Source organism: Cupriavidus sp. 10L43_2, assembly GCF_056395265.1.
Genome location: NZ_JBFTJE010000017.1, coordinates 124,376 through 149,185 on the forward strand (window position 1 = coordinate 124,376; position 24,810 = coordinate 149,185).

Sequence of the window (24,810 nt, forward strand, 5' to 3'; positions counted from 1 at the left end):
CGTCATTGGCATGGGCGAGTGCATTGCGGGAACGGGGTATCGTACCCGATCGCCATGCGACGGTCGCTCACCCGGACGGCAATCTCCTCGTCGTGCGTGACCAGCATCAGTGCCGCGCCGGTGTCCGCGCAGGCTTCGAGGATCAGCGCCAGGGTGTCCTGCTGCGTTACCGGGTCCAGCCGCGAGGTGGGTTCGTCGGCGAACAGGAAGGCGGGCGTCAGCAGTAGCGCACGCAGCAGCGCAAAGCGCTGGAGTTCGCCGCCAGACACCGCACCCGGCCGGCGCGCGAGCAGGGGCGGCGCCAGTTTCAGCCGTTTGAGCAGCGGCGCGAGGCGCGCCCGGTCGATCCGGTGCAGCGCGGCCAGATCCTCCAGCGCGCGGCCAATGCTGGTATGCGGGGCGAACGCGCCGGCCGGGTCCTGATAAAGTTTTTGATAGCGCACTTTTGCGATCCCATCCGGCCGATGTACCGTGCCGCCGTCCGGTGCGACCAGCCCGAGCAGCACGTTGCCGAGGGTCGATTTGCCGCTGCCGCTGGGCCCGGTGACCGCCAGTCGCTCGCCGGCGTGCAGGGTCAGGTCGAGGGAACGGAACAAGGTCCGGTCGCCGAATTGCTTGGTCACGCCGCACGCGCGCAGGATGTCATCGCCACCGGGCGACGGGGCGGTCAGCGGCGGCCAGTTCGCTGGCTCGGCGGCCACCAGCGCGCGGGTATAGGCATGCCCGGGCGCACCGAGGACCGCCGCGGCGTCTCCCCGTTCGACCAGCTTGCCGTCGAGCATGACCGCCACATCGCCGCCCAGCGCACGGGCCACGGCGATGTCGTGCGTGATCGTCAGCAGCGCGCACCCTTCGCCGAGCGCCGCCTGCAGCCGGGCCACCAGTTCATCGCGCCAGACGCGGTCGAGGCCTTTGGTGGGCTCATCGACAATCAGCACCGGCGCGCCGCCCGCCCGCGTGATGGCGAAGGCCACCCGCTGCGCCATGCCGCCGGACAGCGTCGTCGGCCACGCCTGCGCCGCGTGCGCCATGCCCAGCCCGTGCAGGTCGTGCAAGGCCCGGCGCCACGCCTGCGCGTTGCCGATCCCGGCCAGCGCATGCGTCTCCGCCAGTTGCCGGCCCACCCGCATGGTCGGATCGAGCGCGAACCACGGCTCCTGCGGCAACAGCGCCAGTTGTCGGCCCCACATCGCCCGCCGCGTGGCGGGGTCGGCGGCGTCGCAGCGGCGGCCATCGACCGTGAGGGTGCCGCCCGCGCGCAGGCCGCGCGGCAGCGTGCCCATCAGCGCATGCGCCAGCAGGCTCTTGCCGGAGCCGCTTTCGCCGAGCAGCGTCAGGGCGCGTCCGGCCTCCAGCGTGAACGACACCGGCGCAAGCAGCTGGCCGTCGGCGCTGTCCACGGTCAGCGCATCCACGGCCAGCAGGGGATGGGTGTCGATGCGGGTCATGCGTCGGCCTCCGCCGGCGCGCCGGTCGATACCAGCACCAGCCCCAGGATGGCGATCCCGAGCAGCAGGATCGGCCAGGCGATGATCCACGGCGCCTCCGCCGCATAAGGGAGCAACTCGGTCATCATCAGCCCGAGTTCAGCCGCCGGCGGCTGCGCGCCCAGACCGACAAAGCCCATCGCCGCCAGCGCCAGCACCGCCGCGCCGGCGCCAAAACTCATCAGCGTGGCCAGCAGCGGCGCCAGCTCGGGCAGCAGATGCCGCCGCACGATATAGCCGGGACCGAAGCCGAGCAGCCGCGCCGCTTCCACATGATGGCTGGCCAGTACCACGCGCGCCGTGGCCCGCGTCACGCGGTAGTACTCGACCCACAGCACCAGCGACAGGCCGACATAGAGCGGCCAGTAGTCGCCCGGCGCGAACGCGCTCAGCAACAACACCAGCAGCAGGCCCGGCAGCGCCAGCACCGCGTCCGCCACGGCGCCGGTCAGGCGCTCGGTCCAGCCGCCACGCCACGCAGCCAGCAGGCCCAGCAGCGTGCCCGGCACGGCGGCGGACGCCACGCTCAGCAGCGCCAGCCCGAGCGACAGCCTTGCCGCGCTCGCCAGCCGCGCCAGCATGCTGCGGCCCAGATGGTCGGTGCCGAGCGGCTCGGCCAGTTGCGGCACCTGGAGAATGCCGTAGAGGTTCTGCTCGAACGGGGCGCGCGGCGCCAGCCAGGGGCCGACGATGGCGAACAGCGCCAGCATCAGCAGCAGGGCGGCGCCGGCTTTGCGGCGGGGATGCCAGGTCATCGGCCCCTCCCGATGCGCACGCGCGGATCGATCGCCGCGCAGGCCAGATCCACCAGCGTATTGAGCGCCACGAACAGCAGTCCCATGACCAGCGCCGTGCCCTGGATCATCGGCACGTCCCGCCCGAAGATCGCGTGAACCAGCGCATGGCCGATGCCGGGCCATGCGAACAGCGTCTCGATCACCACCACGCCCTCCACCAGAAAGACCAGTTGCACGCCGAGGTAGGCCACCAGCGGCACGGCGGCATTACGCACGCCGTGGCGCAGCAGCGCGGCCCGGTCAGAGAGCCCCTTGGTGCGCGCGAACAGGAAATACGGCGAGGCGGTCACCGTGGCCATCGCATCACGTGCCACGCGCATCGCCGTGGCGGCGAGGCCCAGCCCCAGCGTGAGCGCCGGAGCGATCAGCGAGCCGTGCGCGGCATCGCCGCCGGCTGGAATCAGGCCGAGTTGGACCGCCAGCACGGCCACCAGCACGATGCCGAGCACGAACGGCGGCAGCGCGCGCAGCAGCACGGACAGCCACAGCGTCAGCCGGTCCAGCCGGCCAGCGGGCCGCAGACCCGCCGCGAAGCCGAGCGGCACGGCGATGGCGCACGACACCGCCAGCGCCGCCAGCGCCAGCGACAGCGTATGGCCCAGTTGATGGGCGATTTCGGCGGCCACCGGCGCGCCCGTCACCGCCGAGACGCCCAGGTCCATCCGCAGCAGGTGCCCCCACCACGCCACGAGGCTCTCGAACCACGGCAGGCCGAGTCCCAGCTCGATGCGCACCGCTTCGGCGGCCTGCGCGGTGACCATGTCGTAGCCATAGCGGCCGGCGGCGATCCGGAACGCCATGTCGCCGGGCAACAGCCGCATCATCAGGAAGCTCACCGTGCCGACCAGCGCAGCCACCACGAGCGCCTGCACGCCACGCTGGAGCACGATGCGGCCAAGCTGGCGCGTGGTGTCGCGCCGGAGGGTGGCGGTAGGCACGGCCACCGGCTCGGCGCCGGGCAACGCGGCGCGGGTCAGGTTTTCCATTGCAGTTGCGTCAGCCGGTAGGAACGTTCGAAGGGATCGATGGACACCCCAGCCAGCCGGGGGCTGGCCGCCAGCGTCTGGCGATACCAGACCACGGGGATCAGCGGCATCGCGTCGTGCAGCGTGTCCGCCACCTGCCGACGCAGCGCCTCGGCGCGCGGGCCTTCCGGCGTGGACGGCAACGCGGCCAGCGCGGCCGTCACCGCCGGCGAAGACCAGCGCATCGGCCCCCAGTCCCCGCCTTGGCCCCCGAAGTCCTGCGCCACCGCGCCGAAGGCGTCTGGCACCACGCCGAAGTTGCGCGCCAGCAGGCCCACTTCGAGCGTGCCGTCGCGATGCCCGAACGGAATGTCGCTCGAATTGCCCACCGCCACGCGCACCGTCAAGCCCACCTGCCGCCACTGCTCCTGGATGGCGGCGGCGATGACCGGCAGCTCGGGCCGGTCCGGGAAGGTGCGCAGCGTCAGCGCGAGCCGATCCGGGCCGCGCTGCAGGACGCCGTCGGCATCGGGCCGGAAGCCGGCCTCAGCCAGCAGGCCGCGCGCGGCGGCAGGGTCGTAGGCCAGCGCAGGGAGACGCGGATCGTGCCAGCCGGGCAGGGCGGGCGGGAACAACTGGCCTGCTGCCAGTGAAGGATCACGCAGGATGGCGCTGGCGATGCCGCGCCGGTCCAGCGCCAGTGCCAGCGCGCGGCGCACTCGCACATCGGCCAGCAGGGGATGGCTGGCATTGAGCTTCAGCAGCGTGGCGCGGGGAACGGTCACGGCATGCACGGCCACGGCGCGGCCACGCTGGAGCCGTGCGATGCTGCCCGGGTCGAGCCCATAGGCCAGCTGGGCTTGTCCGGCCTCGGCCATCAGCGCGCGCATCTCGGCGCGGCCCACTGACAGATACTCGGCCCGCGTCACGGCTGGCCGGGCGCCGTGCCATCCGTCGAACGCTTCCACGGCGAAGTGCTGCGGCGGCGCGAGTTCGGTCACGCGGTACGGGCCCGATCCGATGATCGCGCGCACCGTGCCGTCGGCGCCGAGCGAGGCCGGCGCCAGCACCTGCGTGCTGCTATGGGAGAGCAACGCCGGCAGGGGGGCGAAGGGGCGCGTGAGCCGGATGCTTACCGCACCGGTTTCGGCATCGATCCCCGCGATCGGCGCCGCAGCCAGCACCCCGGCGGCATGGCGGGCGCGTCCGAGGGCGGCGACCACATCGGCGGCCATCACCGGCGTGCCGTCATGGAAACGCGCGCCCGGCCGCAGCGCGAAGCGCCATTGCAGGCCGTCTGGCGACATCTGCCAGCCGGCCGCCAGCCCCGGTACCGGCACGCCGGCCGGGGCGTAGTCGACCAGCGTCTCGGTGACCTGCATGCGCGAGAACAGGTAGCCGTTGCGCAGCGGATCGAGGCTGGACAGCTCCCACGGCCCGATCACGCGCAAGGTCGGCCGCGGCTGCGCGAACACGGCTTTCCCCGCGCCCACCGTCGACACAATCGGTGCCGCCAACGCAGCCTTCAGCAGCCGCCTGCGCTTCCCAATGTTCCCCATGGCGTCAGTAGCTGAGCCGCAGGCCCAGCCGCACCGTGCGGCCCGCGCCCGGCAGCACCCAGACGCTGCTGTAGGAACTGGCGTACCAGGTCTTGTCGAACAGGTTGTCCACGTTCAGCGTCACGCGCACGGTCTTGCTGTACTGCCAGTAGGCCAACAGGTCTGCCAGCGTGTAGGCGGGCAGCGAGAAGCTGTTCTGCGCATCGCCTGACCGTTTGCCGACGTAGCGCACGCCGCCGCCCACGCCGTAGCGCTGGCCGATGGGCGCAGCGTCCTCGTAGACCGCCATCAGGCTGCCGCTGGTGCGCGGGATGTTGAGCAGCGGCGTGCCGACGGGCAGCGTGCTGTCCTCGGTGATCTCGGCGTCGGTATAGGCCAGGTTGCCGCTCAGGCGCCAGTGCTTGCCGAGCTGCCCGGCCACGTCCAGTTCCACGCCCCGGCTGCGCGCCTCGCCGGCGGCCACCGAATAGGACGGATCGACCGGGTTCGCGGTCAGCACGTTGCGCTTGCGGATCTCGTACACCGCCAGCGTGCCGCCGATGCGGCGGTCGTCGCTGTCCACCTTCACGCCGGCCTCCACGGCGCGGCCGTGCTCGGGCGAGAACGCGTTGCCTGCTGCGTCGCTGCCGGCGTTGGGCCGGAACGAGCGGCTGGCGTTGGCGAACAGCGACACGTTGTGGCTGGCCAGATAGGTCAGCCCCACGCGCGGCGACACCGCCGTCTGGTGCTGGCTCGTCTCCGTGCCGCGCAGCCGGTTGTCGAGCGACTGGTTGAACGTATCGAAACGCACGCCCGCCAGCAGCCGCCAGCGCTCGCCCAGCCGCAACTGGTCCTGCGCATAGAGGCCGAGGCTGGTCTGGCGCTCGTAGGTGTCGGTGTTGGGGGCCAGCGCGGGCGGCGTCTGGCCGTACACGGGCTGATAGATGTCGATGGCGTAGGGCGCGGCGGCGCTGGGGTTGCGCCGCAGCTGCACCTGCGTATTGGCGAAGCGGTAGGTGTCGATGCCGACGATCACCTCGTGCCCGACTGGTCCGGTGGTGAACTTGCCGGTCACATCGGCCTGCAGCGACACATCGTCGGACTGATAGTCCCGATAGCGCCGCTGCCGCGTCAGCGTACGGTTGTCCGCCTGCAGCGCGCTCGCCTCGGTCGAATAGCCTTCCAGGCTGCCGCCGCGATAGGCCACGGCCAGCCGGCCCTTCCAGTCGGGCGAGAACTGGTGCTCCACACTCAACTGGTGCGACTGGCTGTCCAGCCGCATCGCGCCGTCATTGGGCTCGCCCAGGAAGCGCGAGCGCGGCACCGCGCCGAGCCGTCCCTGCACCGCCACCACGCCACGGTCCAGCGGCGTGGTGAAGCGCTGGAATTCGCCCGCGTACTGGACGATGGTGTCGGCGCCGAGCATCCACGTCAGGGACGGCGCCACCAGATAGCGCTGGCTGTCGATGAAGTCCCGCGTGCTGCCCTGGTGGTCGGCCACGGCCACCAGCCGGCCTGCCAGCGTCTCGGTAATCGGCCCGGTGAGGTCGGCGGCGGCGCGGTAGCCGTCGCGGCTGCCCACCTCGAGATCGTAGGTCTGGCCGGGCTGGAAGCGCGGCTGCTTGGTGACGATGTTGAGGCTGCCGCCGGGCTCGCCGCTGCCATAGAGCGACGAGGTCGGCCCCTTCAGCACCTCCACGCGCTCGATGGTGGCGGCATCGCGCGGGGCGGTGAAGCCCCGGTTTGCCGTGAAGCCGTTGACCAGATAGGCCGCGCCGGTGTTCTCGTTGCCGGAGAAGCCGCGGATCGCGTAGTTGTCCCACAGCCCGCCGAAGCTGTTCTGGCGCGCCACGCCGCTCGCGTAGTCGAAGGTCTGGTCCAGCCGCGTGGCGCCGATATCGTCCAGCAGCGCGCGCGGCAGCACCCGCACGGACTGCGGCACCTCGCGCAGCGGGGTCTCGGTCCGCGTGGCACCGCTGGCCAGCGCCGGCGCGTAGGCGTCGTCCGCCTGGCTGACTACGGATACCTCGGGCAGGAGCGGGGCGTCGTCGGCCTCGGCGGCAGTGGCGGCCATGGCGGTGGTCGTGACAAGCGCGGCGTAGCGCAGCCGGTGGCGGCGAGCGGAAAAATAACGAGTTCGCATCGGAAAAGATGGTCGGCGAGGGAAAAGGGACAGCTTCCTTTTTGCAACAGGGTTGCATTATAGGGAAATTTGCGACGGATACGCCACCACTTTTTCCGCAGATCGACATGCGAAACAACCGCAACAAAACTATTGAAAAGGCCCCCGAAAAAATTGACTTCAGCCGCGCGGGCCGGCGGCGTAGCCTGTGCGGATCCCTATCCTGACCGCCCCCATGCCCGAGCTGGCCGACCTCGTCACGCCTTCGCCGCCCTCGTGGATGCCGCAGACCACTGGCTGGCTCGTGCTGGGACTGGTCATCCTGGCCGGTCTTGCCTGGCTGGGCTGGCGCGCCGGGCGGCGCTGGTATGCCAATCGGCATCGACGCGCGGCGCTGGTGGAGTTGTCGCGCTGGACGCCCCAACTGGCTGGCGACGATCGCACCCGGGCCCAGGCCCTGCTGGGGCTGGCCGAACTGCTCAAGCGGGTGGCTTTGGCCGAATGGCCGCGCGAGGCCGTCGCGCCCTTGTCCGGCGCCGGCTGGCACCAATTCCTCCACGCCCACGCGGGCACGGCCGCCGACGCGGTGCCCGGGCTCGCCGCGCTGGTCGATGACGCCGAGTACCGGGGCGCCACCGTGCTGGCCGCGTGGCCGCCGCAACAGGCCCATGCCACAGCCGATGCCTGCCGCCGGTGGATCGCCGCCTACCGTCGGGATAGCCGGGATAGCCGGGATAGCCGGGACTCGCCGCCCAACCGCCAATGATCGTCTTCGCCTATCCGTGGCTGTTCGTGCTGTTGCCCCTGCCGCTGCTGGTCTGGTGGCGGCTGCCGCCGTACCGGGAGCGCAGCGCCTCCGTGCGACTGCCGTTCTTCGAGGAAGTGGCCGATGCGGTCGGCCTGAAGCCGGCCACCGGCGCCCACGTGCCGCGCCGCAACCTCGTCCAGCGCGTGCTGGCCCCGATTGCCTGGGCGTTGGTGGTCACGGCGCTGGCCCGGCCGCAGTTCCTGGAGCCCCCTCTATATAAGAAGGAGCCCGTGCGCGACCTGCTGGTGGCGCTGGACCTCTCCCAGTCGATGGACACCCGCGACTTCCGCGATACCGCCGGTGCGCTGGACACCCGCGTGCATGCCGTGCGCCAGGTGGTGGGGGATTTCGTCGCCCACCGCCCCGGCGACCGCATCGGCCTCATCGTCTTCGGCGACGCCCCGTACCCGCTCGCCCCCTTCACGCTGGACCACGCGCTGGTGCGCACGCTGATCGCGGACATGGTGCCGGGCATGGCCGGCGCCAGCACGGCGCTGGGCGATGCCATCGGCCTCGGCATCAAGCTGTTCGACAACAGCCACGCCGCCGAGAAGGTGATGATCGTGCTGACCGATGGCAACGACACCGCCAGCCGCATGCCGCCGGCGCAGGCCGCCGAGATTGCCCGCACGCGCGGCGTGGTGGTCCATACGGTGGGGATCGGCGACCCGGCGGCCACGGGCGAGGCCAAGGTCGATCTGGATATGCTCAAGCGCATCGCCGGTAGCACGGGCGGGCGCTATTTCTTCGGCGCCGACCAGAACGCGCTGGCGGCGATCTACGCCACGCTGGACCGCGTCACCCCGCATCAGGAAAAGACGCTGAGCTGGCGCCCGCGCCGTGAGTTGTTCATGTGGCCGCTCGGCGTGGCCGTGCTGATCGTGCTGGGCTACCAGCTGGCGATGGCCGCTTACGCGCGCTGGACCTTCCGCGCCGCCCCACGCGCCTCCCAGGAGCCCGCCGCATGAGCGCGCTGTTCGAATCGCTCGCCCAGTTCCACTTCCTGCGCCCGTGGTGGCTGCTGGTGTTGCTGGCCGCCGTGTGGCTGCCGTGGGCGGTGGGGCGGCAGGGGGATGTGCGCCGGCGCTGGCGCGGCACCATCGCCCCGCATCTGCTCGATGCCCTCGTGGTGGGCGAGAAGCGCCGCCGCGCAGTGCGCCCGGTGCATGGGATTGCCGCGCTGCTGGCGCTGGGCGCCATCGCGCTGGCCGGCCCCACCTGGGAGCGCGAGCGCCCGCCGTTCCTGGCTGACAAGGCGCCGCTGGCCATCGCCATCGACCTCGGCACGACCATGGACGCCATCGACGTCAGCCCCACCCGCCTGGAGCGCGCCAAGCTCAAGGTCAAGGCGCTGCTGGCGCACCGCGACGGCGGCCGCACGGCGCTGTACGCCTACGCCGGCTCCACGCATATGGTCCTGCCGCTGACGGACGATGCGGACCTGCTCCAGACCTTCGTCGATGCGCTCCAGACCCGCATCATGCCGGTGCCCGGCAAGGACACCGCGCTGGCCGTGCGCACCGTCGACACGGCGCTCGCCAAGGAGCCGGTGCCCGGCACGATCCTGTTGCTGACCGATGGCGTGGAAGCCGGCGCCGCCAAGGCGATACAGGCGCAGCACGGCAGCCGGCGCACGCAGGTGGTGGTGCTCGCCATCGGCACGGCGGAGGGCGGGCCGCTGCGCGCGGGCGACGGCGCCGCGCCGGGGCTCGATGCCGATGGCCTGCACGCGCTGCGGGACAGCGGTATCCCGGTGGCCACGCTGACCACGGACAGCGACGCCGATGTGGCCTGGGTGCAGCGCCACGTGCAATCGCATGTGGAGCAGACCCACGCCAGTGACACGCAGCGCTGGCGCGACGCCGGCTGGCCCCTGACCATCCCCATCGCGCTGCTGGCCGTGCTGTGGTTCCGCAAGGGCTGGTCCGTGCGATGGATCGCCGGGCTGGCCGTGGCGATGGCGCTTGGCGCGCCGCCTGCGCCTGCACAGGCTCAGGCTCCAGCCCAGGCCGAAGAGAAATCATGGACCTGGGCCGACCTCTGGCTCACCCCCGACCAGCAAGGCCGGCGCGCGTTCGAACGTGGCGATTACGCTATCGCCGCGCAGCGCTTCACCGATCCGATGTGGCGCGGCGTGGCCTACTACCGCAACGGCCAGTACGTGGAGGCCGCGCGCGCCTTCGGGCAGGTCAACACGACGGATGGCCAGTTCAACCTCGGCAACGCGCTGGCGCGGCAGGAAAAATATAAAGAAGCCTCGGCGCGCTATCGGCTGGTGCTGCAACAGCGTCCCGGCTGGCAGCCGGCGCAGAAAAACCTCGCGCTGATGACGAAGATGCTGGCGCGCAAGCCGCCCCCGCAGAGCGACGAGGAGTCGCCCGACATCCCGCCAGACAAAATCGTCGACGACCCGAGCAAGCCCCCACCGCCGCCCAGCGACCAGACCCAGCAGATGGGCCGCGTGCAGCAGAACGCCGAGATGTGGATGCGGGCGATCCAGACCTCGCCCACGGAGCTGCTGGCGCGCAAGTTCGCGCTGCAGGAGGGCAAGCCATGAGCGGGTGCCGGATGCGTCACGCCGTGGGCGTGGTCCTGCTGTGTGCCGCTACGTTCGCCCACGCGGCCGGGCCCACTGTGCACGTGAAGGTGGTCGGGCCGCAGCCGGTGGTGGCGGGCCAGTCGGTGCAGGTGGAAGTCACCGTGCTCGCGCCGAATTTCTTCCTGTCCGCGCCGGCCTTCCCGGTGCTGCAGATCCCGGGCGCGGTGGTGACCATGCCCGACGACCGTGGCATCAACTCCACCGAGACCATCGACGGCGCCAGCTTCGCGGGCATCCGCAAGACCTACGTGGTCACGCCGCAGGGCGCCGGGGACTTCGCGTTGCCGCCCATCGAGTTCCGCTTCACCCACGCCGGGAGCGATGGCAAACCGCAGACGGCTACCGTCACGCTGCCGCCGACGACGATCCACGCCAGCGGGCAGGCGGGAAAGAGCGGGCAGGGCACGGCGACGCTTCCGGCTGGCGCGCTCCAGGTGACCCAGCAGTTCGACAAGCCCATCGACGAGAACACCAAGCTGCGCGCTGGCGACGCGCTGGTGCGCACCATCACCATCGTCGCGCCGGGCACCCCGGCGATGATGATCGCCCCGCCCGCCCTGCAGCCGCCGCGCGGCGTGCGACAGTTCCGTGCCGATCCGGTCCTGCAGGACGACGCCTCCGGTGGGCGCCGCATCGAAACCATTACCTATGTGTTCGAGGACAGCGGCCGCCACACCTTGCCGGCGGTGCCGGTGAGCTGGTACGACGCCGCCACGGGAAGGCGCGCGGCCTCGACGGCCCCGGCGGTGACCGTGATCGTGGCGCGCGCGGCACCCGGGCTGGGGCTGTCGCCGTCGGGCGGGCTGGCATGGCGCCCGCCGGCCTGGCTCGACGAGGTCGACTGGCGCATGACCGGCGCCATCGTCCTCGCGGTGCTGGTGCTGGGCTACGGGATCTGGCGATGGCGTAGGGGGCACGGTGCCGTCAGTGCCGCATGGCGCGCCCGCTGGCATCGCACCACGGAGACGTGCAGCAACCTCTGGCATCGCTCCGGCCTGCCGCCGCTGAATCCCGGCCAAGGTCCTGGCCAGGACTAGTTCTTTTCCGAAATCATTCAGATCGCACAAAAAAAGTTTGCATTCCTTTCGCTGCATGGAGCCTGCAAACTCCTCAGTGTTCACTGAAGTGCACTGGACGAGGGGTGGCATGTCACAGGGGCAGCGAGGGAAAGCTAAGTTGGGTGCGAAGGTGGCCCATGAATCCACATGGCGCGGCCGACTCTGGCTGGTGGCCCTGGCGGGCGCGATGGCGCTGGCTGGCGCGGGTGGCTCGTACTGGTATGCCTCGCGCAGCGGTCCAGGCGCGGGTGCGGGTGCATCGGCCGTCAAGCCGGGCGATGGCATCAGCGGGCCGCTCGGCATGGTCCATGTGCCCGGCGGCGAGTTCCTGATGGGCAGCGACCACAAGATGGCCCAGCCCAATGAACGTCCGGCCCACAAGGTGCGCGTGCCGGGCTTCTGGATGGACCAGCATCACGTCACCAATGCCGAATTCCGCAAGTTCGTCACCGCCACGGGCTACCTGACCACGGCCGAGCGCGCGCCTGACTGGGAGACCATGAAGGTCCAGCTTCCGCCCGGCACGCCGCGTCCGCCCGATAGCGCGATGGTGGCCGGCGCGATGGTCTTCGTCGCCACCAACGGCCCGGTGCCGCTGCGCGAGAACTGGCGCTGGTGGCGCTTCGTGCCCGGTGCGGACTGGCGCCATCCCACCGGCCCCGGCAGCAGCATCGAGGGCAAGGACGATCATCCCGTGGTGCAGGTGTCCTATGAGGACGCCGAGGCCTACGCCAAATGGGCCGGCAAGCGCCTGCCGACCGAGGCCGAATGGGAATTCGCGGCGCGCGGCGGGCTGGAGCAGGCCACCTACGCCTGGGGCGATCAGTTCGCGCCGGATGGCCGCCAGATGGCCAACGTCTGGCAGGGCCAGCAGGTGCAGCCGTTCCCGGTGGTCAGCGCCAAGGCCGGCGGCGCGGCGGGCACCAGCCCCGTGCGCACCTTCCCGGCCAACGGGTACGGGCTCTATGACATGACCGGCAATGCGTGGCAGTGGGTGGCCGACTGGTATCGCGCCGACCAGTTCCGCCGCGAGGCCGCCGAGATGAAGACCGTGGTGCTCAACCCGGCCGGCCCCCGTGACTCCTGGGACCCGAGCGAACCCGGCGTGCCCGTGAAGGCGCCCCGGCGCGTCACGCGCGGCGGCTCCTTCCTCTGCAACGAGGACTTCTGCCTGAGCTACCGCCCCAGCGCGCGGCGCGGCACGGACCCGTACACCAGCATGTCGCACCTCGGCTTCCGGCTCGTGATGGATGACAGCCGATGGACAGCCCTGCGCAAGCAGCCCGCCACGGCGATGCAGCCCCCGCCCCAGGACAGCGCGATGCCCCTGTCCGCCCAACTTTCCTCAACCGGAGTCAATCGATGAACGCGAAAGGACTTCCCTCGCAGCGAGCTACGGCGCGCCGCTGGCAACTCGCGGCCACGGCCGTCGTCGCGGCGCTCGCGATAGCGGGCTGTAAGCGGGCCGATGAGAACAAGCCTGCCGAGACGCAGGCCCCGGCCGCCCCGGCCGCTCAGGCCCCGGCCCCGGCCCCGGCAGCGCCGCCGCCCGTGACATCGACGACACCTGCCCCCACCACCCCCGTCCCGGCCACCGCCCCGGCGCAGGGCGCCTCGCCGGTGGCCGCCGCCCCGGCTGGCGCACGCAGCGGCAAGCCCAACATCGTCGTGATCTTTGGCGACGATGTCGGCCTCGGCAACGTCAGCGCGTTCAGCCACGGCGTGGTCGGCTACAAGACGCCGAACATCGACCGCATCGCCAAGGAAGGGATGATGCTGACCGACTACTACGCCGAGAACAGCTGCACGGCGGGCCGCTCCACCTTCATCACCGGACAGACCGTGTTCCGCACCGGGCTCTCCAAGGTGGGCCTGCCAGGCGCGCCGGTGGGCCTGCAGGACCGCGACATCACCATCGCCCAGGCCCTCAAGCCGCTGGGGTACAACACCGCGCAGTTCGGCAAGAACCACCTGGGCGACCAGGACCGCTTCCTGCCCACCAAGCACGGCTTCGACGAGTTCTTTGGCAACCTGTACCACCTGAACGCCGAGGAGGAACCCGAGCGCCCGTACTGGCCCAAGGACAACCCCGACTTCCTCAAGTACTACAACCCGCGCGGCGTGATCCACAGCACGGCGGACGGCAAGATTGAGGACACCGGGCCGCTGAACCGCAAGCGCATGGAGACCATCGACGACGAAACCACCGGCGCGGCGATCCAGTACATCCAGAAGCAGGCGCAGGGGGACAAGCCGTTCTTCCTGTGGATGAACTTCACGCGCATGCACCTGTTCACGCACGTGCGCCCCGAGTACCGCGGCAAGGCCGGGCTGGGCGGCGGCCACGAGTATGCGGACGGCATGTGGGAGATGGATCAGAACGTGGGCAAGCTGCTCAAGTCGATCGATGACGCCGGCATCACCAACAACACCATCGTGGTCTACACCACGGACAACGGGCCGAACTTCTTCACCTGGCCGGACGCCGCCAATACGCCGTTCCGTAGCGAGAAGGATTCGAACTGGGAAGGCGCCTACCGGGTCCCGGCGATGATCCGCTGGCCGGGGAAGATCCAGCCGGGCACGGTTTCCAACGGGCTGATGTCCGGGCTCGACTGGTTCCCCACGCTGCTGGCCGCCGCCGGTGATGGTGATGTGAAGGATCGCCTGGTCAAGGGCACCACGCTGGGCGGCAAGAGCGCCAAGGTGCACCTGGACGGCTACAACCAGTTGCCGATGCTGACTGGCCAGACCGAGAAGAGTGCGCGCAACGAGTTCTTCTACTTCAACGACGATGCCGAACTCGTGGCCATGCGCTATGACGTGCTCACGCAGGGCGCCACCCAGCCCACCGCGTGGAAGGTGGTGTTCTGCGAGCAGCGAGCGCGGGGCGGTTTCGAGGTCTGGAAGGAGCCGTTCACCTGCCTGCGCGCGCCGAAATACTTCAACCTGCGCATGGACCCCTACGAGCGCGCGGACACCGGGCCGACCAATCTTTACCACCAGCTCGAAACCGAGAACCCGTACCTGTTCATCGAGGGTAACCGGCGCGCCATCCAGTTCCTGCAGACCTTTGTCGACTATCCGCCCAGCCAGTTGCCGGCCAGCTTCACGATTGACCAGGCCGAGGCAAGCGTGAAACGCAAGGTGGCCGAGCAGATGGCCAAGGCGCAGTCCGCCCAACCGCCGAAGAAGTGACGGCGGCGGACCGGAAGCTGGAACCCGCCATGGGCGCGCGCCAGAGTCGTGGCACGCGCACCGCCGCCCAGGCGGCGGTGCGGGCCGGCACGGCCTGGCGGGTGCCCGCCGCGCTGCTGGTCCTGTCCGGCGCGGCCGGGCTGGTCTATCAGGTCCTGTGGGTCAAGCAGCTCTCGCTGGTGCTCGGCGTGGATGTGCACGCCGTCACCGTCGGCGTCAGCGCGTTCTTCGCCGGGCTGGCGCTGGGCGGCTGGACCATTGGCCGATGGGCCGACCGCGCCGCTTCGCCCTGGCGGCTCTACCTGTGGCTGGAATGCGCGATTGCCGTGCTGGCGCTGGGCGCTACCCTGGCGCTGGCCCACGCGGCGGCGCCGTTCGCGTGGCTGGAAACCCGCGCCGGCATCGTGGCGTGGGCCTTGCCCGTGCTGCTGGTGGCCCTGCCGGCGGTAGCCATGGGCGGCACCATGCCCGTGCTGCTGCGCGCGATCCGTCCTTCCGGAGAACTTGGCGCCCATGGCGGGCGGCTCTATGCCGCCAATACCGCCGGGGCGATTGCCGGCACGCTGCTGGCGGCGTTCGTCGCCATTCCGCTGCTCGGTGTGTTCGGCAGCGCCTGCGCGGCGGCAGGGCTGAACCTGCTGGCTGGTGCCGGGGCGCTCTGGCAGAGCCGGCGGGTGCAGGCCGTCGCTGTTGCCTCTCCTTCGCCATCCATCGCGCCTGCCACGGGCACCGCGCAGCGGCGGCTGGCGCTGGGGCTCTACGCCGTGGCGGGCGGCATCGCGCTGGGCTACGAAGTGGTCTGGTCACAGGCCATCGTCCAATTCCTGAGTACGCGGGCGTTTGCCTTCGCGGTGGTGCTGGCGACTTATCTGGCCGGGCTGGTGCTGGGCAGCGCGCTGGTGGCGCGCCGCGTGGACCGTTCGCGTGACCCGTGGAGTGCCTTCGCGCTGCTGGTGGTCGGGGCGGGGCTGGTGGCGCTGGTCGAATTCGCGTGGCTCGGGGAATGGCTGCCGGCCCTGCAATCCGCCGCCTACGCGCGGGTGCTGGAGGGCACGGGCAACCTGCTCGTCGCCTCCAGCGCGCGCTTTGCCGTGGCGGCGCTGTGCATCGTCTTCGTGCCCACCGTGTTGCTGGGCGCGGCGTTTCCGTACGCGGTGCGGCTCTCGGTCGATCCGGCACGGGTCGGGGCCGGGCTGGGCGCCGTGCTGGCGCTCAACACGCTGGGCGGCATCGCCGGATCGGTGCTGGCGGGCGTGGTGCTGGTGCCGTGGATTGGCGTGGTGCATACGCTGGGCGTGCTCGCTGCCGCCAGCGCGCTGGTAGCCGTGCTGGCGATGGCCTTTGGCGATGGCGTCACGCGTCGCGCCCGGGTGGCGATTCCGCTGCTGGCCGTGATCACGCTGATGGTGGCCGTGGCCACGCCGGCAGACCGGCTGGCTCGCCTGCTGGCGCAGGCGCGTGGCGGCGAACTGGTGTTCTACGAGGAAAGCCGGGGCGCCACGGTGGCTGTGGTGGAGCAATCCAAGGGCACGCAGAGCTTCCGGCGGCTCTATATCCAAGGGGTGTCGAACTCGGGCGATACCATGACGTCGCTGCGCTACATGCGCCTGCAGGCGCTGTTGCCGCTGATCGTCCACAACGGCACACCGCGCTCGGCGCTGGTGATCGGGCTCGGCACCGGCATTACCGCCGGCGCGCTGCTCCAGTACCCGGGCCTGGAACACCGCGTGGTGGCGGAGCTGCTGCCAGCCGTGGTGCGCGCCGCGCCGAACTTCCGGGGCAATTTCGACGCCAGCCACGACAAGCGCATCGACATCCGCCTGCGCGACGGCCGCCGCGAACTGCTGCAGGGCACGCAGCGCTACGACCTCGTCACGCTGGAGCCGCCGCCGCCGTCCGCGAGCGGCGTGGTCAACCTCTATTCGCGCGAGTTCTACCAGTTGGCCGCCAGCCGCCTGCAACCGGGCGGCATCGTCGCCCAGTGGCTGCCGCTGCCGACCCAGAACCGCGACGACACCCGCTCGCTGGTGCGCAGCTTCCTCGACGTCTTCCCGCATGCCTCGCTCTGGACTACCGAACTCCACGAGATGCTGCTGGTGGGCTCGGCCGAACCGCTGAAGCTCGATGCGCCGACGATCGCCGCCCGCTTCCAGCAGCCCGAAGTCGCCAGCGCGCTGCGCGCCGTCGGCGTGGCCTCGCCGGCGGCACTGCTGGCCACCTACATTACGGACCGCGATGGCCTCGACTGGTTTGCCGGCGATGCCCCCGCCGTGACCGACGACCGCCCGCGCATCGAGTACACCGGCTGGGTGCGCCAGAAGGCGTTCGTGCCAGTGCTGCGCGAGCTGCTGGCGCTGCAATCGGACCCGCCGCTCACCGGCGGCGACGATGCCCTGCAACAGGCGATCCGCCGGGAGCGCGACAACCTCCAGACCTTCTACGCCGCCGGCCTGGACGCCTACGAGGGCAACCGGCAAGCCTGGAGCCACCACATCACCGAAGCGATCCAGGCCGACCCCGACAATCCCTACTACCGCTGGTTCACCGGAGGCGGCCGATGAGTGCCCGCGACGACATCCTCACGCTGCAGGCCCGCATGGGCGAGTCCATCGTCGGGCAGGCGCGCATGATCGAACGGCTGCTGCTCGGCCTGCTGGCGGATGGCCACCTGCTGGTGGAGGGCCTGCCGGGGCTGGCCAAGACCCGGGCGATCAAGAGCCTGGCGCGCCATCTGGACGCGCGGCTCTCGCGCATCCAGTTCACGCCCGACCTGCTGCCGGCCGACATCACCGGCTCCGATATCTATGTGACGGACGCCGGCCGGGGCGACTTCCGCTTCCAGGCCGGGCCGATCTTCGCCAACCTGATCCTCGCCGACGAGGTCAACCGCTCGCCCGCCAAGGTGCAGGCCGCGCTGCTAGAAGCCATGGAGGAGCGGCAGGTGACCGTGGGGGGCCAGACACACAAGCTCGAGCCGCTGTTCCTGGTCATGGCGACGCAGAACCCCATCGAGCAGGAAGGCACCTATCCGCTGCCCGAGGCGCAGATGGACCGCTTCCTGATGCATGTGAACGTGGGCTACCCCGAGGCCAGCGCGGAGGCCGAGATCATCCGGCTGGCGCGCAGCGAGGAAGCGCCGCCGCCGCAGGCCGCTGGTGGCGCCACGGCGGACAAGCTCTCGCCCGAGTCCGTGTTCGCGGCGCGGGCGGCCATCCACGGCATTGCCGTCAGTGAGCCGGTGGAGCGCTATATCGTCGCGCTGGTGCAGGCCACGCGTGACCCGGGCCAGTTCGACGATGACCTCAAGCGCTGGATTCAGGTGGGCGTGAGCCCGCGCGGGTCGATCGGGCTGGACAAGGTGGCGCGCGCCATCGCCTGGCTGCGCGGGCGCGATCACGTGACCCCGGACGATGTGCAGGCCGTGGTGCACGACGTGTTCCGCCATCGGCTGATCCTGTCCTACGAGGCCCACGCCGCGTCCGTCAGCGCCGATGCGGTGATCGACCGCCTGCTGCAACGCGTGGCCGTGGCCTGACAGCCACCCCACCATGCCGCGCGACTTCGCCGCCCGCGACCGAGCCGCCACCGGTGCCGGCGCGGCCCCCTCGACCGCCACGCCGGGCGTCAACGTCGACATGAACGCGCTGGCCGCCCTGGAGGCCACGGCCCGCGACTTCCACTTCCGCACGCGCCAGCCGGTGCACAGCCTGCTGTCCGGCCGGCACGGCTCACGGGTGCGCGGGCGCGGGCTGGCCTTCGAGGAGGTGCGCGGCTACCTGCCCGGCGACGATGTGCGGACCATGGACTGGCGCGTGACGGCGCGCACCGGCAAGCCGCACGTGCGCGTCTATGCCGAGGAGAAGGAGCGCCCGGTGCTGCTGGTGGTGGACCAGCGCATGAACATGTTCTTCGGCAGCCGGCGCGCGATGAAATCGGTCGTGGCGGCAGAAGTGGCCGCGCTGGCGGCGTGGCGCATCGTGGCCGATGGTGATCGCGTCGGCGGCATCCTGTTCGGCGATACCGACCTGACCGCCAGCGCGCCGCGCCGCAGCCGGGACGCCGTGCTGCACCTGCTGGGCCACCTCGTCGCCCAAAACCGCCGCCTGCATGCCGAGGCAACCGCCCGGCGGGGCGCCGACCAGTTCAACGCAGCGCTGGACCGCGCGGTGCGGCTGGCGGGCCACGACCATCTCGTCATCGTCATCAGCGACTTCGACGGCGCCGACGACCGCACGCGCCGGCTGATGCTGGCGCTGCGCAGCCGTAATGACGTGCTGTCGGTGCTGGTCTACGACCCCTTCCTGCTGGAGTTGCCCGATTCCGGCCACCTCGTGGTCAGCGACGGCGAGCTGCAGGTGGAACTAGGCTTCGGCCGCGCCGCGCTGCGTGACCAGATCGGCAGCTTCGCCAGCCAGCACAGCCAGGCGCTGTTCGACTGGCACCACGGCATCGGCGTGCCGCTGCTGCCGGTTTCCGCCGCCGAGGACGTGGCCGTGCAGCTGCGGCGGCTGTTGGGGTAGCTAACACGCGCAACGCGATAGCCATATGCGACAAGTCTCATTTTTGCGGGACGGTCGACCTTCGACAAGAAACGGCTGAATAGTCGGGCAAGGCCGTTTTCCCCCCATGGAAAAGTGTTTACCGTGCAGCGCGCGGGGCGTCGCATCGCCCCTGCCGCCAGTTCAAACACGCGAACCTTGGGGACCTGACGTCTATGGCCATCGAAAAGACATGCGGCTACTGCGACAAGCGTGGCCTGCTCATCCTGCCCGTGCGCTATGCCGTCGCGCCCATCGACATGGGGCTGCCGGCAGTTACCGCGCCCTTGAAGGTCGAAGACACCGCCCGCAGCGTCGGCAAAGGCCAGAAGCAGGACCTGACGCTGCATGGCAGCGCGCGCTACACGACCCGCTTGCTACGCTGCGGCTACCTGTATGTGTATGACGAAAAACGCGATCGAATGGACGCTTACTGGATCTCAGAGGATGGCTATTACAGGAGCATTCCCGCGGCGACCGTCGTATCGGAAAGCTCAAGATCGCTCAAGCCTTGCAGTGACGCCGGACACGTGGAACTGGCTGGCTGCATCGGCATCCCCGATGCTACGCAGGCTGGCATTGTCTGGTTTGGCTACTCCGACGTGCAATGGACGCGGACCGTCATGGACGCGCACCGAGGAGCCGCCGGCAAGCCGCTGCGGGAACTGCACATGCGTCCGTTTGACGCCGGCGCGTGGGCCAAGGCGCATCAGATCTCCCCGGGCAAGCCGTCCGGCAATGGCCGCGGCAACACGCCCCATGCGGTGCCGATCGACGCCCTGGCCACCACCGTGGCCGACTACGTGCCTGTCGCCAGATCGGCAGCCATCGGCCCGCGCGCCTTCATGCCGCCTTCCGCGCCCAACTTTAGTGGGCGCGCAGGGCGGACCGATGCCACCCAATCAGCTTGCCACCGCCGCAGCCCTGGCATGCAGGCCGCCATCATCGCACTGGACGACCCCGCCGGCGTTGCGCAAGACCTCGCCGCCCTGATCCACTGGCATCAGGAGCGCTTGCTGGACACCTACGTCCCGGCGGGCAAGTACGACAAGAAGAACGGCTATGGCAACTATCCCACCACGCACCGGAATCTGATTGCACTCGATGGCGCCATCAAGTCATTCCGGCAATCCAATGACGAGAAAGTGAAACTCGAGGTGTTCAGTACGGCGAATCACCTTGCGAACTACCTTGAGGGCAGCTACGAGTTTGCGAGGCAAGACACAGCGTCCCGCGGGGGAATGGCCGCACCGCCGGACACGCCGGAAGACGTCAAGAAAAAGCAGGAAATGGATGCGGCAATCCGCAATCCTTCCCCGCAGAAAGTCCAGTCTGCGCAGAACGAATCGTGGGGCAAATATCTGCGCCGCTTCAAGCCTGAACTCCATAGCGCGTGGCGCAATGAGTTCAAGACCTTGACTGACGCGCTGCAGGCTCAGCACGTGGAACCGCTGGCAAAGGCCCACGCCGCGTGGATGCGGAGCAACCTCCTCGCCAACAAGCTCGACTGCACGCATGACGGGAGCAATGCRCTRAGCGGCGACGCMTACGCGGAGACSTTGCAGCGMTGCATCGCCACAACSCAGCAAATCGASGGCTGCGCCRYGGTCTACSTCCAATGGCTMAAGGGKGACATCACYGAYARGAGCAATCTGCTRCTSCGAGSGCTGGTRYTGCGCCAGGACRCACTGATCCGCGAGATGGCCGCCATGCCGCTGGACCCGGMAAARKTRCYGTGGGSAACGCKGATGGAYCAGTACMAGCAGCACATGCAGGCGCTGCTCARGCCCGCCTGGGATGCGAAGGTRAAGGCGGCGATGGCGCAAGACGCGGTGGACAAGGCGAAGGCCGATTACGGCCGTGCATACGGTGAATTTATCTCGATAGCGGCACTGGAGGACCGGAATTTTGCGGACAATCCCTATTATCAGAAGGTGAAGGCAGCCCAGGAGCGTGTCAATGCCGCAGAGGAAAAAGCACGCGCCGCGAAGCAGGAAATCAATGGAAAGCTGCTACCGGACTCCGTCGCCAGCTTGCTGGTTCACGTGGCCGCTCCAATCGCCACGGCCTTGCGCGAATACAACAACAACGCCGCCGAGCGCACGCTCGCACGCTGGATGGCGATTATCGGCGTGACGATGCGCACGCCGGTGGGCGTGATCGATGTCAGCGGCAAGGCAGGGGACACCATCAAATTCCTCGCCCAGACGTTCGTCGGCAATCTCGTTGAGGCAGGCAAGCAAAGCGCCAAGCCGCTGAGCAACGGCCAGATCCGGCAGCTGACGGCATACGCCGAACGGCAGGTGGTGGGAAGCTTCGCCAGCGGCAATATCGGGGCATTCAACACGGCCATTGCGTCCAAGGCTGTGAAAGCGAAGATTGCCGTGTTTATCACTGACGACATGGAAAAGACGCTAGCGAACATCAAGGACCCAACCAAGAAAATCGCCTGGCTGGTCGAACATGTGAAAACCCCAAGGAGCCTGCACGAATACGGCGTACTGAGAATCAGCCGCTCGATCCCGATTTTCGGCGCGGTATCGATGGGAATCCTGGCCGCCATCGACGCCGTGTGGAAATTCGCGGGCTGGGAGCAGATGCTGCAAGCCGAAGCGAAGGCGTTGTCGTTCCAGAAGACCTGGACGCAGGACGTGCGGGTGAATCTGGGGTACGGGTTGTATGTGGGGGCGCTGGCTGCGGGCGCGGCGGCGGTGGTGCAGGTGTATGGGACGTGGAGTAATTTGTATGCGACGGGGATGGTGAAGCGGGTGACGGGTAAAGCGTTAGCGGCACGTGCAGGGATTGCGCTGCGGGTGGCGGGTGGACTGATGGCGGTGGTGTCTGGGGTGGCGGCGGCGATGGACCTTGTGGACGGCTTTCAAAGCTTGGGTCGCGGGCAATGGATGCTCGCGGCACTGAAACTCCTGTCAGGGGCCGTTGGAATTACTGCAGCCGTCGCCGCATTCTGGACCCTCTTCCCGCCAGCTGCCAGCGCGACAGTGATAGGGGGCCTCAGTTTAACTGTATGGGGCTTGGTGTTAGCTGTTGCGCTGGTTGCATTGAGCATAGCGATCAACCACCTTAGGGGTGACAACTTCGCGCAGTGGTTAGAGCGCTGCTATTGGGGCAAGCTCACGTCAGGTCGCTACACCGATCCGGCCACAGAACAGTCCGATTTCACTCGCGCAATGGCAGGAGCATGATGTTTACGACGAGCAAAAAACAACGCCCGCTGAATAATATGGATCATGAATGGCACTTGGCGGTCCATAAGCGAGAGGCTGACCCACATGCATCGGCCCGTGCGATTCGGATGAATTCGACCTACCTGGAACTAGTCGACGGGCTATACCCGAATCGCGGAGGGATGAGCGCCGCCGGACTTCTCGGCGTCGGTGTGAGCGTATTCGTCTTAGTTGTACTGATCCGTACTGTAATCGTTCGTTACCTGGATCCAAGCTGGGACAGGCAGGACGAATCTGAAATGCTGTGGGCTATATTTATTTGCGTGGTCGCCTTTTCACTTCTCATCGCCGGCATAGTTGCCTTCAACCTCAAGATCGGCGAGTGGTTTCACTACACACATTATCCAATGCGTTTCAACCGGCAGAACCGTATGGTCTACGTTTTTCGCGGCGACGACACAGTTCTTGCGGCGGCATGGGACGACGCGTACTTCACCTTGCGGGTGAACAGCCGAATATTTGGAGTACGCATATTGGGCATCTGTGGCCTTGTGCTGAAGGACAAACAGACCGTCGACGAGATGTTCGTAATCGGCTATGCCTCGCCTAGCCGAGAGCACTGTCTCCGTCATTGGGAGTTCATTCGCCGCTACATGGAAGAAGGCCCGCAGTCTGTGATTGACGCGCCGGGTTTCGAGTTTTGCTTGCCGATTGCAGACAAGCGGGAAACCCTCTATCAGGGCTGGATAGCATTGGTGTCCATGGACGCTTCGAACCCTATCCTCCGGTGGTTCATGTCCCCATTCCACGTGTTCTTCTTCCTTGGCCGTCTCATCCACCGCGCCACCAGCAAAGTGCCACTCTGGCCTGCCGATGTCGAAGCGGCCTGCCGGATCGCACCGGGCGATCCGTACGTGCGGGATTCGAGCACGAATCCGATCGGGTATCGATAGGGATGTATGCAGGCCTCACGGGGCGCGCCAGGCTCGACAGCCGACCACGTATGCCGAACGGCAGGTGGCAGGAAGCTTCGCCACCGGCAATATCGGGGCATTCAATACAGCCATTGCGTCCAAGGATGTAAAAGCGAAGATTGCCGTGTTTATCACTGACGACATGGATAAGGCGCTCGCGAACATCAAGGACCCAACCAAGAGAATCGCCTGGCTGGTCGAACATGTGAAAACCCCAAAGAGCCTGCACGAATACGGCGTACTGAGAATCAGCCGCTCGATCCCGATTTTCGGCGCGGTATCGMWGGGAATCCTGACCGCCATCGACGCCGTGTGGAAATTCGCGGGCTGGGAGCAGATGCTGCAGGCCGAAGCACAAGCGTTGTCGTTCCAGAAGACGTGGACGCAGGACGTGCGGGTGAATCTGGGGTACGGGTTGTATGTGGGGGCGCTGGCTGCAGGCGCGGGGGCGGTGGTGCAGGTGTATGGGACGTGGCGCAATTTGTATGCGACGGGGATGGTGGAGCGGGCGGCCGGCAAAGAGTGGGCGGTACGTGCCGGAATGGCGTTACGTGTGGCGGGTGGGCTATTGGCTGCGATGTCGGCGGTGGTTGCAGTGATGGATATTGCCGACGGCGTGAAGAGCTTGTCTCGCAAACAATGGAAATTGAGCGGTCTTGAGTTCCTGCTTGGTTTAACGGGAATTGCTTCCGCTATTTCCGCATTATGGGCGGCTTTCGCTGTTGAGGGTTGGGCAACATTGGTCGCCGGATTTAGTTTGACCGGCTGGGGGTTAATGCTAGCTGTTGTGCTGGTTGCGCTAAGCATGGCGATCGGGCTGATCAAAGGGGATAACTTCGCGCAGTGGCTAGAGCGTTGCTACTGGGGCAAGCTAACGTCCGGTCGCTATGCCGATTCGGCCACGGAGCAATCCGATTTCAGACGAGCCATGGCAGGGGCATGATGTTTACAACAAGCAAAAAACAACGTCCCTTAAATGATCGGGATCGTGAATCGTATCTATCGATCCATAGCCCCTGTGCGGAGCCGCTTGTATCTGGGCGGGCGATCCGGATGAATTCTACCTATTTGGAGTTGGTCGACGGCCTATACGCCAACCGGGGTGGGATGAGCGCAGTCGGAATCTTCGGTATCGGACTGTTGATATACGCGCTTATTGCCATCGTTCATAGTGTCGTCTTCCTAAGCTATTTAAATCCAGAGTGGGACGGTCATGACGAGTCCGTGATGCTTGCGTCAATGATTCCCGTAACAGTATTTATGTTGCTTTTTATCTTTGGCATTGTCGCCTTCAACCTGAAAATTGGCGAGTGGTTCCGCTATACCCACTATCCGATGCGGTTCAACCGTCGCAACCGTATGGTCTACGTATTTCGCGGTGACGACACAGTACTCGAAGCATCTTGGGATGACGTGTATTTCAGCCTTCTGGTCAACAACAATATTGCGGGCGTGCACACCTTTGGCATCTGCGGCCTCGTCCTGAAGAACGAACATACTGTCGAGGAAATGTTCGGGTTCGGCTACGTTTCGACCTGCCG

Annotated in this window: 17 protein-coding genes and 1 pseudogene; 13 read left to right on the forward strand and 5 right to left on the reverse strand. The window is 68.1% G+C overall.

Annotated features, from left to right (window positions below; all coding sequences use genetic code 11):
* Positions 1-2: 2 nt before the first annotated feature.
* From AC1DEL_RS21595 to AC1DEL_RS21615, 5 genes are all read right to left on the reverse strand, one after another.
* Positions 3-1,448 (reverse strand): ABC transporter ATP-binding protein, encoded by a 1,446-nt coding sequence (locus AC1DEL_RS21595; RefSeq protein ID WP_477126204.1) that lies wholly within the window; start codon positions 1,446-1,448, stop codon positions 3-5.
* Entirely contained in the window at positions 1,445-2,242 is a 798-nt protein-coding gene (locus tag AC1DEL_RS21600; RefSeq protein ID WP_092296516.1) for an ABC transporter permease, read from the reverse strand. Before AC1DEL_RS21600 ends, AC1DEL_RS21595 begins: the two co-directional genes overlap by 4 nt.
* Positions 2,239-3,270: an ABC transporter permease gene (locus tag AC1DEL_RS21605; RefSeq protein ID WP_477110578.1), complete on the reverse strand. Its 1,032-nt coding sequence runs from the start codon at positions 3,268-3,270 to the stop codon at positions 2,239-2,241. Before AC1DEL_RS21605 ends, AC1DEL_RS21600 begins: the two co-directional genes overlap by 4 nt.
* Positions 3,258-4,724 (reverse strand): ABC transporter substrate-binding protein, encoded by a 1,467-nt coding sequence (locus AC1DEL_RS21610; protein WP_477126205.1) that lies wholly within the window; start codon positions 4,722-4,724, stop codon positions 3,258-3,260. The genes AC1DEL_RS21605 and AC1DEL_RS21610 overlap by 13 nt, the downstream gene beginning before the upstream one ends.
* 88 nt (positions 4,725-4,812) lie before the next feature.
* Positions 4,813-6,930 (reverse strand): TonB-dependent siderophore receptor, encoded by a 2,118-nt coding sequence (locus tag AC1DEL_RS21615; RefSeq protein WP_092296510.1) that lies wholly within the window; start codon positions 6,928-6,930, stop codon positions 4,813-4,815.
* 187 nt (positions 6,931-7,117) lie between these two features.
* Here AC1DEL_RS21615 and AC1DEL_RS21620 point away from each other — a divergent pair, with 187 nt between their 5' ends.
* The 13 genes and pseudogenes from AC1DEL_RS21620 to AC1DEL_RS21680 form a co-directional block, all read left to right on the forward strand.
* Entirely contained in the window at positions 7,118-7,675 is a 558-nt protein-coding gene (locus AC1DEL_RS21620; protein ID WP_477126206.1) for a DUF4381 domain-containing protein, read from the forward strand.
* The gene (locus AC1DEL_RS21625; protein ID WP_477126207.1) at positions 7,672-8,685 is read left to right on the forward strand and encodes a vWA domain-containing protein; all 1,014 of its coding nucleotides are present in this window, start codon (positions 7,672-7,674) and stop codon (positions 8,683-8,685) included. Before AC1DEL_RS21620 ends, AC1DEL_RS21625 begins: the two co-directional genes overlap by 4 nt.
* Complete coding sequence (locus AC1DEL_RS21630; RefSeq protein ID WP_477126208.1) at positions 8,682-10,274, forward strand: vWA domain-containing protein; 1,593 nt, start codon at positions 8,682-8,684, stop codon at positions 10,272-10,274. The genes AC1DEL_RS21625 and AC1DEL_RS21630 overlap by 4 nt, the downstream gene beginning before the upstream one ends.
* A complete protein-coding gene (locus AC1DEL_RS21635) occupies positions 10,271-11,353 on the forward strand; it encodes a BatD family protein (protein WP_477126209.1) in 1,083 nt (360 codons plus the stop codon). The genes AC1DEL_RS21630 and AC1DEL_RS21635 overlap by 4 nt, the downstream gene beginning before the upstream one ends.
* Positions 11,354-11,561: 208 nt before the next feature.
* The gene (locus tag AC1DEL_RS21640; protein ID WP_454758152.1) at positions 11,562-12,740 is read left to right on the forward strand and encodes a formylglycine-generating enzyme family protein; all 1,179 of its coding nucleotides are present in this window, start codon (positions 11,562-11,564) and stop codon (positions 12,738-12,740) included.
* Entirely contained in the window at positions 12,737-14,572 is a 1,836-nt protein-coding gene (locus AC1DEL_RS21645; RefSeq protein ID WP_477126210.1) for an arylsulfatase, read from the forward strand. The genes AC1DEL_RS21640 and AC1DEL_RS21645 overlap by 4 nt, the downstream gene beginning before the upstream one ends.
* 29 nt (positions 14,573-14,601) lie before the next feature.
* The gene (locus AC1DEL_RS21650) at positions 14,602-17,133 is read left to right on the forward strand and encodes a fused MFS/spermidine synthase (protein WP_092296838.1); all 2,532 of its coding nucleotides are present in this window, start codon (positions 14,602-14,604) and stop codon (positions 17,131-17,133) included.
* Complete coding sequence (locus tag AC1DEL_RS21655) at positions 17,130-18,107, forward strand: AAA family ATPase (RefSeq protein ID WP_477113503.1); 978 nt, start codon at positions 17,130-17,132, stop codon at positions 18,105-18,107. The genes AC1DEL_RS21650 and AC1DEL_RS21655 overlap by 4 nt, the downstream gene beginning before the upstream one ends.
* Positions 18,108-18,120: 13 nt before the next feature.
* A complete protein-coding gene (locus AC1DEL_RS21660; RefSeq protein WP_477126211.1) occupies positions 18,121-19,092 on the forward strand; it encodes a DUF58 domain-containing protein in 972 nt (323 codons plus the stop codon).
* A 194-nt stretch (positions 19,093-19,286) separates the two neighbouring features.
* A complete protein-coding gene (locus tag AC1DEL_RS21665; RefSeq protein WP_477159177.1) occupies positions 19,287-22,313 on the forward strand; it encodes a T6SS effector BTH_I2691 family protein in 3,027 nt (1,008 codons plus the stop codon).
* On the forward strand, positions 22,310-23,248 hold the full coding sequence (locus AC1DEL_RS21670; RefSeq protein WP_441645956.1) for a DUF6708 domain-containing protein: 939 nt from the start codon (positions 22,310-22,312) through the stop codon (positions 23,246-23,248). Before AC1DEL_RS21665 ends, AC1DEL_RS21670 begins: the two co-directional genes overlap by 4 nt.
* A gap of 64 nt (positions 23,249-23,312) precedes the next feature.
* Entirely contained in the window at positions 23,313-24,212 is a 900-nt protein-coding gene (locus AC1DEL_RS21675; RefSeq protein ID WP_477126213.1) for a hypothetical protein, read from the forward strand.
* A 110-nt stretch (positions 24,213-24,322) separates the two neighbouring features.
* Positions 24,323-24,810, forward strand: a pseudogene (locus AC1DEL_RS21680) (hypothetical protein); the annotation flags it as partial.